Origin of the sequence: Stenotrophomonas pictorum JCM 9942, assembly GCF_001310775.1 — a bacterium.
Classification (GTDB): domain Bacteria; phylum Pseudomonadota; class Gammaproteobacteria; order Xanthomonadales; family Xanthomonadaceae; genus Stenotrophomonas; species Stenotrophomonas pictorum.
Genome location: NZ_BAZI01000032.1, coordinates 1 through 15,655, shown reverse-complemented (window position 1 = coordinate 15,655; position 15,655 = coordinate 1). Strand labels below are relative to the sequence as shown.

Below are 15,655 nucleotides of genomic sequence, written 5' to 3'. Positions count from 1 at the left end.
CCGCTGCGGCACTGGCGCCCTATGGCAAGGTCGGCACGGTCGGCTATTGCTGGGGGGGCACCATCGCGCTGCTGGCCGCGCAACGGCTGGGCCTGCCCTCGGCCAGCTACTACGGGGCGCGCAATGTGCCGTTTATCGACATGCCCTTCAAAGCCCCGGCCATCTTCCACTTTGGCGACCAAGACCCCTCGATCCCTGCCACCGCCGTTGCAGCGCACCGTGAAAAGCAACCGGCAATGCCGGTATATGTGTACCCGGCCGGCCACGCCTTCAACCGCGAGGCCGACCCGCATTACCACGCCCCAAGCGCCACACTGGCGCGCGAACGTACCTTGGCCTTCTTCAGCGAGAACCTGCGATGACCGAAGCTGTGACGTCCGATTTCGAACTCGATTCCCGCCTGGCGACCGACAGCGTGTTGATCGCTGACGGCCCGCTGTCCCAGATCCGGCTGATGAACGACGACCGTTTTCCGTGGATCGTGCTGGTCCCGCGCGTGGCCAACGCCAGTGAGTGGATCGATCTGGATGGCGGTCAGCAGCGCCTGCTGCTGGCCGAGATCAACCAGATCTCGCAGCACCTGAGGCAGAAGCCCAACGTCACCAAGATCAATATCGGCGCGTTGGGCAATATCGTGCGCCAGCTGCATATCCACCTGATCGGGCGCAACGAGAACGATGCCGCCTGGCCGGGGCCGGTGTGGGGCAGCGGCAAGGCGCAGCGCTTTGATGCCGATGTGCTGACCCAGCGTGTCGAAATCTGGCGGCAGCGGCTACGATAGGCCACCTTCACCGACGGACACACCAGCCGATGCGCTCCAACCTGATCGCCGCCCTGATCCTGATCATCGTCGGCCTGTTTTTCCTGGCCAAAAACCTGGGCTGGATCAACGGGAACATCGGCTCGATGCTGGCCACCTGGTGGCCGGCGATCCTGGTGGCGGTGGGCATCGGCATGCTGTTCGGCCGCGGCAAGTAAGCCGCCGCAACGACCGGAAAGCAGAAGGGCGCGGAATTCCGCGCCCTTTTTCGTATCGCCCCACGGCCACCATCAGGTGCGCGGCAGGGTCACCCCGGTCTGGCCCTGGTACTTGCCGCCGCGATCCTTGTACGAGGTTTCGCAGATGTCGTCCCGATCAGCCTGGAAGAACAGCATCTGCGCCACGCCTTCATTGGCATAGATGCGCGCCGGCAGTGGCGTGGTATTGGAGAACTCCAGCGTCACATGCCCCTCCCACTCCGGTTCCAGCGGGGTCACGTTGACGATGATCCCGCAGCGCGCGTAGGTGCTCTTGCCCAGGCACACCACCAGCGTGTCACGCGGAATGCGGAAATACTCCACGGTGCGGGCCAGCGCGAAGCTGTTCGGCGGGATGATGCACTCGTCGGCCTCGATATCGACAAAGCTCTTCGGATCGAAATGCTTCGGATCGACGATGGTGGAGTTGATGTTGGTGAACACCTTGAACTCGCGCGAGCAACGCACGTCATAGCCGTAGCTGGAGGTGCCGTAGCTGACGATCCGTTGGCCATCCACCTGCTTCACCTGGCCGGCCTCGTACGGCGCGATCATGCCGTGCTGCTCGGACATGCGGCGGATCCAGCGGTCGCTCTTGATGCTCATTCAGTGTGATCCTGGTTTCGTTGCGCCGCAACATGCCTGCGGCTGGGGTGGTCGATTCTAGCCCAGGCCCGGCACCAGACCACAGCCGCGAATCCTCATCACCTATATATAGGAAGGGGCCGGATGCCGGCCCCTTGCGCAGAGCGCCCTCAGAGCAACGAGGCGCTGATCGGAATGCTGGCGCGCGGACGCTTGTCCAGTTCCTCCACCATCCGTCGTGCCGCAGCCAGGTAGGCCTGCGCCGCCGCTGATTCCGGTGCCGCCGCGACAATTGGCGTGCCGGCATCCCCCTGCTCGCGGATGCCGATATCCAGCGGCAGCGAGCCCAGCAACGGCACCCCGTACTGCTCGGCGATGCGCTGGCCGCCGCCTTCGCCGAACAGATGCTCGACATGGCCACAGTTCGAACAGGTGTGCAAGGCCATGTTCTCGACGACGCCCAGCACCGGCACTTCGACTTTTTCGAACATTTTCAGCGCCTTGCGCGCGTCCAGCGTGGCAATGTCCTGCGGCGTGGTCACGATCACCGCACCGGCGACAGGAATCTTTTGCGACAGCGTCAGCTGGATGTCACCGGTGCCCGGCGGCAGGTCGATCAGCAGGACGTCCAGGTCGTCCCACAGCGTGTCGTTGAACAGCTGGGTCAGCGCCGTGGTCGCCATCGGTCCACGCCAGATCATCGGCGAGTCTTCCTCGATCAGGAAGCCGATCGACATCGCCTCCACACCGAACGCCCGCAACGGCTCGATGGTCTTGTTGTCCGGACTTTCCGGACGACCGCTCAAGCCAAGCATCGCCGGCACGCTTGGACCATAGATGTCCGCATCCAGCACCCCGACCCGCGCACCCAACGCCTTCAGCGCCAACGCCAGGTTCACCGACGTGGTGGATTTGCCCACCCCGCCCTTGCCCGAGCCCACCGCAATGACATTGCGGATGCGGGGATGGGGGAGAGGCCCTTCTGGACGCGATGGGAGGCCAACGAGGCAAATGGAGAGGCTGATTTCATACCACAGGTTTCCTATGAAACATTTTCAAAATTAGTGCATTTCCATGAATTATTCGTTAATGTCAGGTTACGTTCATGAAGGCGACCAAGGCGACTTCATTGCCAACTTGGCCACTAAGCATGTACCGCCGATTCTAGACTCCAAGGGAGAGATACACGTGCAGAGCAGCAAGACCAATTCATTCAAGCGCAATGTGCTGAGCAGCGCTCTACTGACAGCGATCATTTTGCCGGGCGCCGCTTTTGCCCAAGACCAAGCCGCTGCCAGTGGCGAGAAGGCAACCAACCTTGATCGTGTCTCGGTCGTCGGTTCGCGCATCAAGCGCGTGGACGTAGAAGGTCCGGCTCCGGTCACGGTCATCACCCGTGCAGATATCGACCGCGAGGGTTTCCAGACCGTCGGCGACATGCTGCAGACGCTGACCCAGAACACCACCAGTTCGTTCACCGGCGACCTGGCCGTCACCGGCTTCACGCCGAACGCCCAGGTAGTGAACCTGCGCAACCTGGGCCCGGGCTACACCCTGACCCTCATCAACGGCCGCCGCCCGGCGCAGTACCCGCAGCCTTACAACCGCGACAACAACGTGGTCAACATCAAGGCAATCCCGAGCGCGATCGTCGAGCGCGTGGAAGTGCTGACGGGCGGCGCCTCGGCGATCTACGGCTCTGACGCGGTTGCCGGTGTGGTCAACATCGTCACCCGCAAGAACTATGACGGCAACGAAATCCGCCTGAGCGCCGGCACCACCGAGGAAGGTGGCGGCGACAGCTTCAAGCTCGAATACACCGGTGGCACCACCGGCGACCGCTGGACGGCGATGTATGCCTTCCAGTACAACGCCAATGAACCGGTGTTCGCCAGCCAGCGCGATGTACTGGCTGACACCCGCAACAATCCGTATGGCATCGCGGTCAACCCGGGCCTGAGCCTGGTGGCACTGAGCGCCGCCGGCCTCAACGGCCACATCCGGAACCACAACGTGGTGTATGACGCCGCAGCCTGTGATGCGCTGGGCTTCACCACGGTGACTACGCCCGCGCGCGGCACCTACTGCGGTAGCTACGACAGCAGTGCCAGCCGCTCGATCTCGAACAAGAACAACTCCTACAGCGGCTATTTCTCGGGCACGTTCGATTTCACCGACAACATCCAGGGCTTCGGCAACGTCAGCTACTACACCACCGACGCCAAGGCGTCCGGCGGTACCGAATTCTGGGGCACGTCGGGCGACCGTTTCACCAAGAGCCCGACCGGTGCGGCCACCAGTGCCTACTACGATGCCACGCTCAAGGACCTGATTCAGCTGCAGCGCGTATTCATGCCGTCCGAACTCGGCGGCAACGAAGCTGCGTCGACGCTGTACGACGAGCAGACCTACGACATCACCTTGGGCGTGACCGGCACCATCGCCGACCGCTTCGACTGGGAAGCCAGCGTCAACTACGGCAAGTACGAGTACGAAGCCGATCGCCCGCGCCTGCTGGCCAAGGCTGTCCACGATTACTTCCTGGGCCCGCAGCTGGGCTACAACGGCAATTACCCTGTCTACAATCTGAATCTGGACCGCTGGAACGCGCCGATCACCCCAGAGATCTACCGCTCGTTCGCCACGCGGGTCAAGAACAAAGCCGAATCCACCTCCGGTACGGCCAACTTCAACGTCAGCGGCGACCTGTTCGAGTTGCCGGCGGGTCCGCTGGGCTTTGCCGCAGTGCTTGAAGCCACCCGCCAGACGACCGACCTGGTCAGCGACTACCGCACCGATCAGACCCGTCCGATCGACGAGAACACGATCTACAACCTGACCAGCTCTGGCGAAACCCACGGCTCGCGTGACCGCTATGCCGTCGGCGCCGAATTCCGCGTGCCGATCTTCAGCAACCTGTCGATGAACCTCGCCGGCCGCTGGGACAAATACGACGACATCACCGCGGTAGACGACGCCAAGACCTACAACATCGGCCTGGAATTCCGTCCGTTCGACAACCTGCTGCTCCGCGGCTCGTATGCCACCAGCTTCCGCGCTCCGGACATGCAGCTGGTCTATGCCCAGGGTGCCGCGTCCTTCTCGACCATCCTGGACGAATACAGCTGCCGTTCGGGCACCGGTCTGGGCCAGGCAGCGGGCACGCCGGGGCGTACCCGCGCTCAGTGCAATACCACCAATGACATCACGCTCTACCAGGCACAGTCGTTGATTGCCGGCAATCCGCTGCTGAAGGAAGAGGAAGGGAAGTCCTGGGGTGCCGGCTTCGTGTGGGACATCGTCGACAACATGTCGCTCACGGTGGACTACTACAAGATCCGCCTGCAGGATGCTTCCACGCAGCTCAGCTCTACCTATCTGCTGCAGAACGAAGCGAACTGCCGCCTGGGCACGCGTCCTGACGGCTCGGCGTTTGAGTACAGCATGGATTCGGCGTACTGCCAGAACCTCACCTCGCTGGTCACGCGCACCAGCGCACCGGGCACGACGCTGGATGGCCGCATCCAGAAGATCAACACCGCCTATATCAATGCAGCGCTGCAGGAAACCAGCGGCATTGACGCCTCGTTCAAGTACTCCTACGACACCGACCGTCTGGGCACCTTCAAGCTGGACCTGGGCTACTCGCTGGTGTTGACCAACAAGTACCAGGAGAACGACGACGATACGCTGACCGACTACCGTGACCTGCCGCTGTTCGACTACAGCCAGCGCAGCCGTGCCCGCGGCACCCTGGGCTGGAGCCGCGACGACTGGGCGGTGACCCTGTTCGGTACCCGTATCGGTTCCAATTGGAACAATGCGTGGGACAAGCGCCTGGCACCGTGGATGGTCTACAACCTGCAGGTCGGCAAGAAGTTCACCCCGAACGTACGCGCCGAGTTCACGGTCATCAACCTGACCAACAACCAGTTCCGCGAAGATCCGACCTATACCGCCTACCCGTACTTCCAGCAGTACATCGGCGCGGATCCGCTGGGCCGCCGTTACAACCTGACCGTGTCCTACCGTTTCTGATAGGGCCACTTTCGTGACACACGGAGCCCGGCTAAATGCCGGGCTCCGTTTTCCTACACCCGTCATCCAAGGAGTATGGATTTGAAGTACCTCACCCCTCTGATGCTGGCGATCGCACTGGCCGGCGCCGGTAGCGCACACGCGCAGCAGTACTCGGTCAAGGATTTCATGGGGCATGCCGCCTATGGCAATGCACGCATATCCCCGAACGGTGAATACCTCGCGGTCACCGTCGATCATGGTGATCAGGATGTCCTCACCGTGTTGCGGACCTCGGACCTGAAGGTACTGAAGGTCAACCAGCTGCCGGACAAGAAGAGCGTCGGCTCCTTCCAGTGGATCTCGCCTGACAGGCTGATGTTCAACGCGGTAAAGAAGATGGGCGGCTTCGCCCAGCCGTTCAATACCGGCGAATGGTTTGCGGTGAACGCCGATGGCACGCAGCCTGTGCCTGTCATCTTCTACGGCACCCGTGACGCCACCCAGCGCGGCAAGACGGTGGGGGCCGAGAGCTACTCCCTGCTTGACTCGCTCAAGGGCGACGACCGCAATGTGATAATGCAGGCCCGATATCCGCGCTCAACGGAAGGCGCGGGCACGGAGGTGTACCGGGTGGATACCGTCAGCGGCCGCCGCACCTCGCTTGGCCGCGCGCCGAAGTCCAATTGTTCCATCGCCCTGGACGCCGCCAAGGAACCGCGCTTTGCGGTGTGTTCCTCCAGCCGTGACGAATCCGGCGAATACGACGAGCGCACTGAGCTGTATCGCCGCGACGGCCAGAACTGGACCCTGGTGAACGCCTCCAAGACCGATGGCAAGCATCTCTGGGTGGACCGCACCACGGACGATGGAATCGTGTACGCCAGCCAAGACGACGGCAAGGCGCCAGCGGCCATAGGCACCCTGGACACCACTACCGGCGAATTCCGCCAGCTGTTTGCCGATCCGGTGGCCGAGGTTTCCCGAGTGATATGGTCTACCGACCGCAATACACCCTTGGCCGTGGTGACCGAGGCCGGCGCCCCGAAAGTGACGATGCTCAATGAATCGCACCCGGATGCGGAGTTGTATGCATCGCTGGCAGCCGCTTTCGATGCAGATGGTGGATTTTTCCAGCTATACCGAAGATGGCCGGAAAATTCTGGTGTCGGTCTACAGCGACGCCAATCCAGGCGAGCTTTACCTGTACGACCGCGACAGCGGCAAAGCCCGCTTTCTGATGACGCGCCAAGCGCATCTGGATCCGAAGAAGCTGGCAACCACGCGCCCCTTTTCTTTCACTGCGCGTGATGGCCGCGCCATCTATGGCTATCTGACCATCCCCAACGGCAGCGACGGCAAGAATCTGCCACTGATCGTCAATCCGCATGGCGGACCGATCGGCCCCCGCGACAACTGGGGCTACAACCCCGAAGCCCAATTGTTCGCCAGCCGCGGTTACGCCACGCTGCAAGTCAATTTCCGCGGATCTGGTGGATACGGCAAGGCGTTCGAGAACGCGGGCCATCAGCAATGGGGCCAAGGTATCCAGAATGACATCCTCGATGCCACACATTGGGCGATCGACAACGGCCATGCGGATCGCAACCGGATCTGTATATACGGCGGCAGTTTCGGCGGCTATTCATCACTAATGGCACCGATCCGCGAGCCCGGGTTGTTCAAATGCACCTTCGGTTACGTCGGCGTGTACGACATCGACATGATGTTCAAGCGTGGCGACATTCCCGATAGCGCGAATGGCCAGCGCTTCCTGCGCCGCACCCACGGTACTGATGCGAGCATCTGGGCGCAGAACTCACCGGCGCGCCGCGCCGCCGAGGTGAAGATTCCTGTTTACCTCGCTGCTGGCGCACGTGATGTGCGGACACCGCCGGAACAGACTGAACTGATGGCCAAAGCCCTGACCGAAGCGGGCAACAAACCGGAGGGGATCATCATCCAGCCAGGTGAAATGCATGGTTTCTACGGCGAAGAAGCCCGGGTGAAGGTCTACACGGAAATGCTGAACTTCTTCAATCGCCACATCGGCGAAGGCAAGGTCAGCGTGGGAGGCCCCGCCCCGGCGATCGACGGCACCTGAACGCCGTCACATCCGCGCGCCAGATACGTCCTGGCAGAGGGCAACGAAGGGGCGTTCACGCCCCTTCGTTCCGCCGGAGAGAGTGACTTTCGGCAATTTCGCCCAACGTTTCGACCACCCAATATCCCCCGACGACATGGACAGCACCAAGGAAACCACAGATGCGTAGAAGCGCCGCCACCCTCACCGTTGTACTGTTGGCAATGGCCAGCACCGACCTGGCCTGGGCCGGAAAGAACACTGCCCCCCTGACTGAGGACCCAACCCAGGATGCGCTGATGATCAGCGCCGGCTTCCTCAATGGCCATCCGGATCTGCGCTTCAGGCTGCTGGCGCTGGAAAAGCGCCAAGCCGGAAAGCTCGATGACGCCTTCAAGTTTTTTCAGCGGGCTGCGTATTACGCAGATAAGCCCTCGCAGGGCATGGTGGCTGAGATGCTGTGGAATGGTACGGGTACCCCACAGGACAAGTCAGCCGCTTACGCTGGATGGATATGGCCGCAGAGCGCGGTTACGAGGGATTTCTCGAGCTCCGCGAACGTTACTGGGCGGCTCTCGACGAAGCACAGCGGGAGCGCGCGATCAGTCTGGGGCAGGATATCTACGCGCGTTATGGAGACGAGGCGGCACTCCCACGAATCGCCAACGAGATCCGCAAGGAGCGAAAAGCCGTGACAGGCAGCCGTACGGGCTTCGCCGGCAACTTGAAGATCTACGTGCCCGGTCCTGCCGGCAGCATGGAGGAGATCGACGCAACAAAGTTCTACGACGACCGCTATTGGGATCCGAAGCAGTACCAGGCCTGGCATGACGCGATCTGGATGAAGCCGCGAGTGGCGCGAGTGGATATCGGCGGTGTGGAGCAGGTGCCGGCCGCGCCTGACAAACACTCGCGCATTCCCCAGGTGGCGCCACAGGTGGATGCTCCAGAACCGGTCACGGAGGACGCAATGCCAAAGCTGAACGAGGGCGCAGGAAAGCGCTGAACACGTTCCGGAACCATCCCCAACGGCCGCATCAGCGGCCGTTGTCTTTCAGTATCTCCCGCGCCGCATTGTGCCCCGGCGCTCCAGTGACGCCGCCGCCGGGATGGGTGCCGGAGCCGCACAGATACAGGCCCGGGATCGCACCGCGGTAGTTGGCCTGGCCGACCATCGGTCTGGCACTGAACAGCTGGTTGAGGCTCAACGCGCCATGGAAGATATCGCCTCCGATCAGGCCGAAGGTGCGCTCCAGATCCAGCGGACTCAGGATCTGCCGACCCAATACGGAGTCGGCAAAACCCGGGGCGTACTTGTCGACCGTGGCGACCATCAGGTCGGCCACTTCCTCGCGGTGATCGTCCCAGCTGCGCCCCTCGGGCAGTTGCGGCGCGACGTGCTGGCAGAACAGGCTGGCCACGTGCTGCCCCGGCGGCGCCAGCGAGTCGTCCAGGGTACTGGGGATCAACATTTCCACCACCGGCTCGCGCGACCAGCCGTACTGGCGTGCGTCCAGATACGCGCGATCCATGTAGTCCAAGCTCGGGGCAAGGATGATGCCGGCGGTGAGATGGTCGCCCGGCCCGGGCAGCGCGCGGAAGTCTGGCAGCCGCGACAACGCCACGTTCATGCGGAATGTGCCCGATCCGCAGCGCCAGTTGTGCATGCGCTCCCGCGTGGCGACGGGCACATCGGCAGGATCACACAGCTGCTCGTACAGCAGCTTCGGATTGACGTTGGCGACGACAGCGTTGGCGCGCAGTTCTTCGCCGCTGCCGGTGAGCACGCCGACCGCCATGCCCTGTTCGACCAGCACCTTCGCAACGCCCATTCCGGTACGGATCTCCACCCCCGCCGCCAAAGCCGCGCGCGCCATCGCCTGGGTGATCGCGCCCATGCCGCCGACGGCATGCCCCCAGGCCCCTTTAACGCCATTGCTCTGGCCGAACACGTGGTGCAACAGCACGTAGCGGTGCCAGGCGTATACGGACTGGCGTAATTGCCGACAATGCCGTCGAAACCAAACAGTGCCTTGATCGGGGCGCTCTCGAACCAGCGGTCCAGATACTCGGCCGCCGATAGGGTGAACAGGTCCAGCAGTTCCTGCTTCAGCGCCGCATCCAGCGAGTGCAGCTGCAGTCCGAGTCGACCGGCCTTCCACAGTTCCGGCAGCGCCTGCAGCCAGCGGCCATCGGTCACGTTGGGCGGCGCCTGCAGTGCCAGTGCGCGCAGCACATCGGCAAAAATCTCCAGACGCCGCTCGTAGGCAGGCAGGCGCTCGGCATCCCGCGCCGAGAATTTGGCCACTTCGGCCTGCGTGCGCCCGCCACCGGCCAGCAGGTACCGGCCCTGCGGCAAGGGCAGGAAATTGTTGATCCGCCGCGGCACCACCCGCAGGCCATGCCGTTCCAGCGCCAGCTCGGCGATCACCTTGGGCTGCAGCAGCGACACGGTATAAGCGGCCACCGAATTGCGGAAACCCGGGTGGAACTCCTCGGTCACCGCCGCACCGCCAACCACGTCGCGCCGCTCCAGCACCAGCACGCGTTTGCCGGCCTTGCCCAGGTAGGCGGCGCAGACCAGGCCGTTGTGGCCGCCGCCGATCACAATCGCGTCCCACGGACGATTCGCTGTCTTGGTCATGGCCGCTGTATAGCACTACCGGCGGCCCGGGCGAACGCATTCGCGGCCCATGACCTTCTACACCCTTTCCTCATCGGTTTCAGGCGTATCTTCCTGCGTTGGCCCCGGCTCCCGCGGCCCCATCTGTGCTCCGAAACCGGCCTGGAGGCCTATCCCGTGATCGCTCGCAAACCGCAGATCCTACTGCTGACCCTGGCCGTGTCGGCCGTGCTGGTCGGCTGCAAGAAAGAAGAAACCCCGGTTGCTCCGGCCGCCGCGCCGGCCGCTGCCGCCACCGAACTGAAGCTGGACGAATCCAAGCTGCCGGCCTACAACGCCTTCAGCGCCGCGGATCTGGATCCCAGCAAGGACGCCTGCACCGATTTCGGCGGCTACGTGAATGACAAGTGGCTCAATGCCAACGAGATTCCGGCCGACCGCACCAGCTGGGGCGCCTTCACCATCCTGGACGAGCGCTCGGTGGCCGTGCAGCACCAGTTGGCCGAGCAGGCCGCGGCGATGAAGAACGCCACCGGCATCGAAAAGATCGTCGGTGACTTCTGGGCCTCGGGCATGGACGAAGCCAAGATCAATGCGCTGGGCATCACCCCGCTGAAGGCCGACCTGGCCGCGATCGATGCGTTGACCGATACCGCCGCCATCGCCAACTACCTGCGCAGCAGCGCGGCCAAGGGCGAGAACATGCTGTTCGGCTTCGGCCCGGAGGCGGACTTCAAGAATTCGACCATGAACATGGCCTACGCCAGCCAGGGCGGCCTGGGCCTGCCGGATACCACCTACTACACCGAGGCCGGCAAGGCCGACAAGCTCAAGGCCTACCAGGACCACGTGGCCAAGGTGCTGGAGCTGGCCGGCGTGCCGGCGGCCGACGCCGCCAAGCAGGCCGAGGACGTGATCAAGTTCGAGACCCGGCTGGCCAAGGCGTCCAAGTCCAGCGTCGAGCTGTCGCGTGACGTGTCGCTGTATTACAACCCGGTCACCGTGGCCGACGCCGACAAGCTGACCCCGAACTTCAGCTGGAGCGCCTTCTTCCAGGCCCAGGGCATCGCCGCGCCGGCGACGTTCTCGCTGGCCATGCCGGCCTTCCACCAGGAAGTGAGCAAGATGCTCGGCGATACCGATCCGGCCGTGTGGCGCGCCTACCTGCGCTTCCACACCGTGGACAGCGCATCGCCCTACCTGAGCAACGATTTCGTGCAGCAGAACTACGCGTTCTACGGCAAGGAACTCAACGGCCAGAAGGAAATCAAGCCGCGCTGGAAGCAGGTGCTGGGCACGCTGGAAAACAACGCCGGTGAAGCCTTCGGCCAGATGTACGTCAAGGTCGCCTTCTCGCCCGAAGCCAAGGCCAAGATGGAAGTGCTGGTGAAGAACCTGGCCGACGCGCTGAAGGACCGCATCCAGAATCTGGCGTGGATGAGCGACGAGACCAAGGCCAAGGCCATCGCCAAGTGGGAAACCTTCACCCCGAAGATCGGCTACCCGGACAAGTGGCGTGACTGGTCGGGCCTGAACACCACCCACGACGATTACCTGGGCAACGTCCGCGCGGCCAACGCTTCAACTACAAGTGGGCGCTGGGCAAGATCGGCCAGCCGGTGGACAAGACCGAGTGGGGCATGACCCCGCAGATGGTCAACGCCTACTACAACCCGCTGCAGAACGAGATCGTGTTCCCGGCCGCCATCCTGCAGCCGCCGTTCTTCGATCCGAACGCCGACGATGCACTGAACTACGGCGGCATCGGCGCGGTGATCGGCCACGAGATGACCCACGGCTACGACGACCAGGGCAGCCGCTTCGGGCCGACCGGCAACTTCGAGAACTGGTGGACCCCGGCCGACGCCAAGGGTTTCTCCAGCCGCACCGGCAAGCTGGTCAACCAGTTCAACGAGTACAAGGTGGGCGAGCAGAACGTCAACGGCAAGCTGACCCTGGGCGAGAACATCGCCGACCTCGGCGGTCTGGCCACGGCCTACGACGCCCTGCAGAAGGCCACGGCCGGCAAGGAGGATCCGAAGGTGGAGGGGCTGACCCGCGATCAGCGCTTCTTCGCCAACTGGGCCACCGTGTGGCGTACCAAGTACACCCCGGAGAACGCCAAGGTCCGCCTGGCTACCGATCCGCACGCCCCGGCACAGTTCCGCGCGATGGGCGCGCCATCGAACCTGCCGACCTTCGCCGCCGCGTTCCAGTGCAAGGCCGGTTCGCCGATGGTCCGCACCGGCGACAAGCAGGTGGTGATCTGGTAATCGCGGCCACGCCGTGAGGTGACACCCGAAGGCCCGGCATTGCCGGGCCTTCTTTTATCTCCGATCGCCACGCCGCCGCTTCAGGACGCGGGTCGCACAACGCGGCGATGGCGCTCCCTCGGCCTTGCCACGGCTTGCTAAACTCCGCCCACTTTGTCCTTCCGCGGATATGCATCACATGCCCAACGTTCGCCCGCTTTCGCTTGCCCTGGCCTTGAGCCTGGTCACCGTGCTGTCCAGCTCCGATGCCGAGGCCGCCCGCAAGAAAGCTCCCGCCCGGGCCCCGGCGGCCAGTGCCGCCTGTACCGATTTCTACGAAGTGGCCAACGCCGACTGGCTCAAGGCCAATCCGGTGCCGCAGACCGGCGCGGTCACCGCGCTGGGCCAGCTGGCCGGCAACACCCGTCTCCAGCAGCGCCAGCTGCTTGATCGCGCGATGAATGCCCCGCAGGGCAACGTGCAGAAACTGCTGGGCGATTTCTGGGCCAGCGGCCTGGATGAGGCGGCGGTGGAAGCCGACGGCTCCAAGCCGATCGCGCCGCTGCTGACCCGCATCAACGCCATCAAGAAGGCCAAGGATGTGCCGGCCTCGATCGCCGCGCTGCACCAGGTCGGCATTCCGGTGGCCTTCAATTTCGCCCCGGACGTGGACCTGAAGGCGCTGGACCGCCACATCGGCTACTTCATGCAGGGCGGCATGGGTCTGCCGGACCCGGCGTTCTACACCCGCACCGATGCCGACACCGTCGCGCTGATGGGCCGCTACCGTGCCTATGTGAAGCAGATCCTGGCGCTGACCGGCACCCCGGCCAACCAGCTCGACGCCGAGTCGGCGCAGGTCATCGCGCTGGAAACCGAGCTGGCGCGCAGCGCGCAGCCGGTAGCCGACATCAACAACCCGTTCAACAACTACGCGCCGGTCCCGACCAAGGACCTGGGCCGCTACCGCAACCTGCAGCTGGACGCATTCCTCAAGGCGCAGGGCGTCAACGACGACCTGGTGTCGATGGCCGATCCGGCCCTGTTCCAGCAGCTCAACGGCATGGTCGCGCGGCTGCCGGCCGCGCAGTGGAAGGCCTACCTGCGCTGGCGCGTGGGCGATGCGATGGCCCCCTACCTGTCCAAGGGCTTCCGCGACGCTTCGTTCGAGTTCCGTGGCCGCGTGCTGCGTGGGCAGACCATCGCCCCGGCCCGCGCCGATGCGGTGCTGGACGCCATCAACGTCGCCGCCGGCCCGATGCTCGGCCACGAGTACGCCGCCACCTACCTCAGCCGCGATGCCCGCCGCCAGGCCGGGGTGATGGTCGACCAGATCCGCGAGGCGCAGCTGGCCGCCGTCAAGCGCAGCACATGGCTCAGCGCTGAAGCCAAGGCCGAAGCCGAAGCCAAGCTGGCCGCACTGAAGATCGAGATCGGCACCCCGCTGCGCGATCTGGACTACACCGTGCAGCCGATGGGCCGCGGCAGCTTCGGCGGCAACATGCTGATCGCCTCGACCTGGCGCCACGGCCAGGAAATGAAGCGTATCGGCAAGGGCAACGCCGACCGTCGCTGGGACGTGCTGCCGCAGCAGCCGGCGATCAACTACGACCTGGCGCAGAACCGCCTGATCGTCACCGCCGCCGCGCTGCAGGGGCCGATCTTCGTCGACAAGGCCAGCACCGCGGAGAAGTTCGGTGCCTACGGTGCGCTGGTGGCCCACGAGATCAGCCGTGCCGTCGATGCCAAGGGTGCGCTGATCGATGCCCGGGGCGAGCTGCGCAGCTGGTGGACGCCGGCCGACAAGACCGCCTGGACACTGATCGGCAACCGCGTCGCCGCCCAGTACAGCGCCTATCCGTTCCCGGGCGTGAAGGATGCCAAGGTCAACGGCCAGCTGACCCGTGACGAGAACATGGCCGACATCTCGGGGGTGGAGATCGCCTGGGAAGCCTTCAGCGCCGCGCAGCCCGATGCCAAGCCGGCCGACAGGCAGGCCTTCTTCAAGGCGTGGGCGGGCCTGTGGCCGGCGCAGCTCTCGCCCAACGAGGCGGTGCAGCGTCTGGCCAGCGATGTGCATGCGCCGGGCCGCTGGCGCAGCAACGCGCCGCTGTCCAACCTGCCGGCCTTCGGCGCCAGCTTCAGCTGCAAGCCGGGCCAGCCGATGCAGCGTACCGACGCCGAGCAGATCAGGATCTGGCGTTGACCGCCGGCTGATGCGGGACATGAAAAAGGCGCGGAATCCGCGCCTTTTTCTTTGCCCTCGATCGGACCTACTTCACCCGCCGCAGGTGGTTCGGCCGCCCGCTGCCGCCGCCCCCGCGCGGCTTGAACGGCGGCTGCCCGCGCCAGTAACGGATCAGCAGCCAGCCGAACAGCATGCCGCCCAGATGCGCGAAGTGGGCCACGCCCGGCTGCCAGCCGGTGAAGCCGAGCATCAGCTCCATGGCGCCGAACACGATCACGAAGGTCCGCGCCTTCATCGGAATCGGCGGGAACAGCAGCATCACCCGCTGGTTCGGGAACAGCATGCCGAACGCCAGCAGCAGCCCGAACACCCCGCCCGAGGCACCCAGCACCGGAGCGCCCTCACCCATCAGCGCGGCCACCAGCAGCTGGCAGACACCGGCGCCGGCCACCGTCACCAGGTAATAGGTCAGGAAGCGCTTTTCGCCCCAGGTCTGCTCCAGCGGCGCACCGAACATGAAAAGCGCGAGCATATTGAAGAACAGATGGCCGAAGCTGCCGTGCAGGAAGCCGTAGGTCAGCAGCTGCCACGGCTGGAAGTTCTGCCCCGGCGAGAACGCATCAAAGCCGTGCTCGCTGAGCGGCCACAGCATGAACGGAGCGAAGGTGTCGTTCCCCAGCAGGAACGGCTGCTGCAGGAAGAACAGCACCACATTGGCGATCAGCAGCGCCCGGGTAATGGTAGGCAGTCGGGAAAACATGTCGGCATCCATTGGAATTGCGACATGATAGCCGCAGCGTCTAGCCCGGCCCCCAGACCGCCGCATCCAGATCGCGCGCGGGCCGCGGCCGCCTGACCCGCCCGTTCTCGACCACCACACCCTCCGCACG

Annotated in this window: 11 protein-coding genes and 3 pseudogenes; 9 read left to right on the top strand and 5 right to left on the bottom strand. The window is 64.3% G+C overall.

The window, feature by feature from the left end; all coding sequences use genetic code 11:
- The 3 genes from JCM9942_RS03550 to JCM9942_RS19345 all read left to right on the top strand — a co-directional run.
- Positions 1-362: dienelactone hydrolase family protein (locus tag JCM9942_RS03550; RefSeq protein ID WP_172675033.1), on the top strand; the 362-nt coding region annotated here is incomplete at its 5' end.
- On the top strand, positions 359-781 hold the full coding sequence (locus JCM9942_RS03545; RefSeq protein WP_054657687.1) for an HIT domain-containing protein: 423 nt from the start codon (positions 359-361) through the stop codon (positions 779-781). The genes JCM9942_RS03550 and JCM9942_RS03545, both read left to right, overlap by 4 nt.
- A 29-nt stretch (positions 782-810) precedes the next feature.
- Positions 811-978: a LiaI-LiaF-like domain-containing protein gene (locus JCM9942_RS19345; protein ID WP_089153126.1), complete on the top strand. Its 168-nt coding sequence runs from the start codon at positions 811-813 to the stop codon at positions 976-978.
- A gap of 72 nt (positions 979-1,050) precedes the next feature.
- On the opposite strand, the gene dcd is transcribed toward JCM9942_RS19345, so the two are convergent.
- Together dcd and apbC are read right to left on the bottom strand one after the other, a co-directional pair.
- Complete coding sequence (dcd, locus tag JCM9942_RS03540; protein ID WP_054657685.1) at positions 1,051-1,623, bottom strand: dCTP deaminase; 573 nt, start codon at positions 1,621-1,623, stop codon at positions 1,051-1,053.
- 149 nt (positions 1,624-1,772) lie between these two features.
- Complete coding sequence (gene apbC, locus JCM9942_RS03535; protein ID WP_054657683.1) at positions 1,773-2,615, bottom strand: iron-sulfur cluster carrier protein ApbC; 843 nt, start codon at positions 2,613-2,615, stop codon at positions 1,773-1,775.
- A 175-nt stretch (positions 2,616-2,790) separates the two neighbouring features.
- Between apbC and JCM9942_RS03530 the strand changes: the two genes are divergently transcribed.
- The 4 genes from JCM9942_RS03530 to JCM9942_RS18785 all read left to right on the top strand — a co-directional run bounded on the left by JCM9942_RS03530 (position 2,791) and on the right by JCM9942_RS18785 (position 8,708).
- Positions 2,791-5,640: a TonB-dependent receptor domain-containing protein gene (locus JCM9942_RS03530; protein WP_054657681.1), complete on the top strand. Its 2,850-nt coding sequence runs from the start codon at positions 2,791-2,793 to the stop codon at positions 5,638-5,640.
- A 168-nt stretch (positions 5,641-5,808) separates the two neighbouring features.
- Entirely contained in the window at positions 5,809-6,930 is a 1,122-nt protein-coding gene (locus JCM9942_RS19925; RefSeq protein WP_256202282.1) for a hypothetical protein, read from the top strand.
- Positions 6,860-7,723, top strand: coding sequence for an alpha/beta hydrolase family protein (locus JCM9942_RS19920; protein ID WP_256202283.1), 864 nt, complete (start codon positions 6,860-6,862; stop codon positions 7,721-7,723). The genes JCM9942_RS19925 and JCM9942_RS19920 overlap by 71 nt, the downstream gene beginning before the upstream one ends.
- Before the next feature lie 487 nt (positions 7,724-8,210).
- Positions 8,211-8,708: a hypothetical protein gene (locus JCM9942_RS18785; RefSeq protein WP_157722754.1), complete on the top strand. Its 498-nt coding sequence runs from the start codon at positions 8,211-8,213 to the stop codon at positions 8,706-8,708.
- A 31-nt stretch (positions 8,709-8,739) separates the two neighbouring features.
- On the opposite strand, the pseudogene JCM9942_RS03510 reads toward JCM9942_RS18785, so the two are convergent.
- Positions 8,740-10,346: pseudogene (locus JCM9942_RS03510) on the bottom strand (phytoene desaturase family protein).
- A 159-nt stretch (positions 10,347-10,505) separates the two neighbouring features.
- On the opposite strand from JCM9942_RS03510, the pseudogene JCM9942_RS03505 reads away from it, so the two are divergent.
- Both JCM9942_RS03505 and JCM9942_RS03500 read left to right on the top strand, forming a co-directional pair.
- Positions 10,506-12,598, top strand: a pseudogene (locus JCM9942_RS03505) (M13 family metallopeptidase).
- A gap of 178 nt (positions 12,599-12,776) precedes the next feature.
- Positions 12,777-14,783, top strand: coding sequence for a M13-type metalloendopeptidase (locus tag JCM9942_RS03500; protein ID WP_054657675.1), 2,007 nt, complete (start codon positions 12,777-12,779; stop codon positions 14,781-14,783).
- A gap of 67 nt (positions 14,784-14,850) precedes the next feature.
- On the opposite strand, the gene JCM9942_RS03495 is transcribed toward JCM9942_RS03500, so the two are convergent.
- Together JCM9942_RS03495 and JCM9942_RS18780 are read right to left on the bottom strand one after the other, a co-directional pair.
- Positions 14,851-15,525 (bottom strand): rhomboid family intramembrane serine protease, encoded by a 675-nt coding sequence (locus JCM9942_RS03495; protein WP_054657689.1) that lies wholly within the window; start codon positions 15,523-15,525, stop codon positions 14,851-14,853.
- Positions 15,526-15,565: 40 nt separating this feature from the next.
- Positions 15,566-15,655: pseudogene (locus JCM9942_RS18780) on the bottom strand (MGMT family protein); the annotation flags it as partial.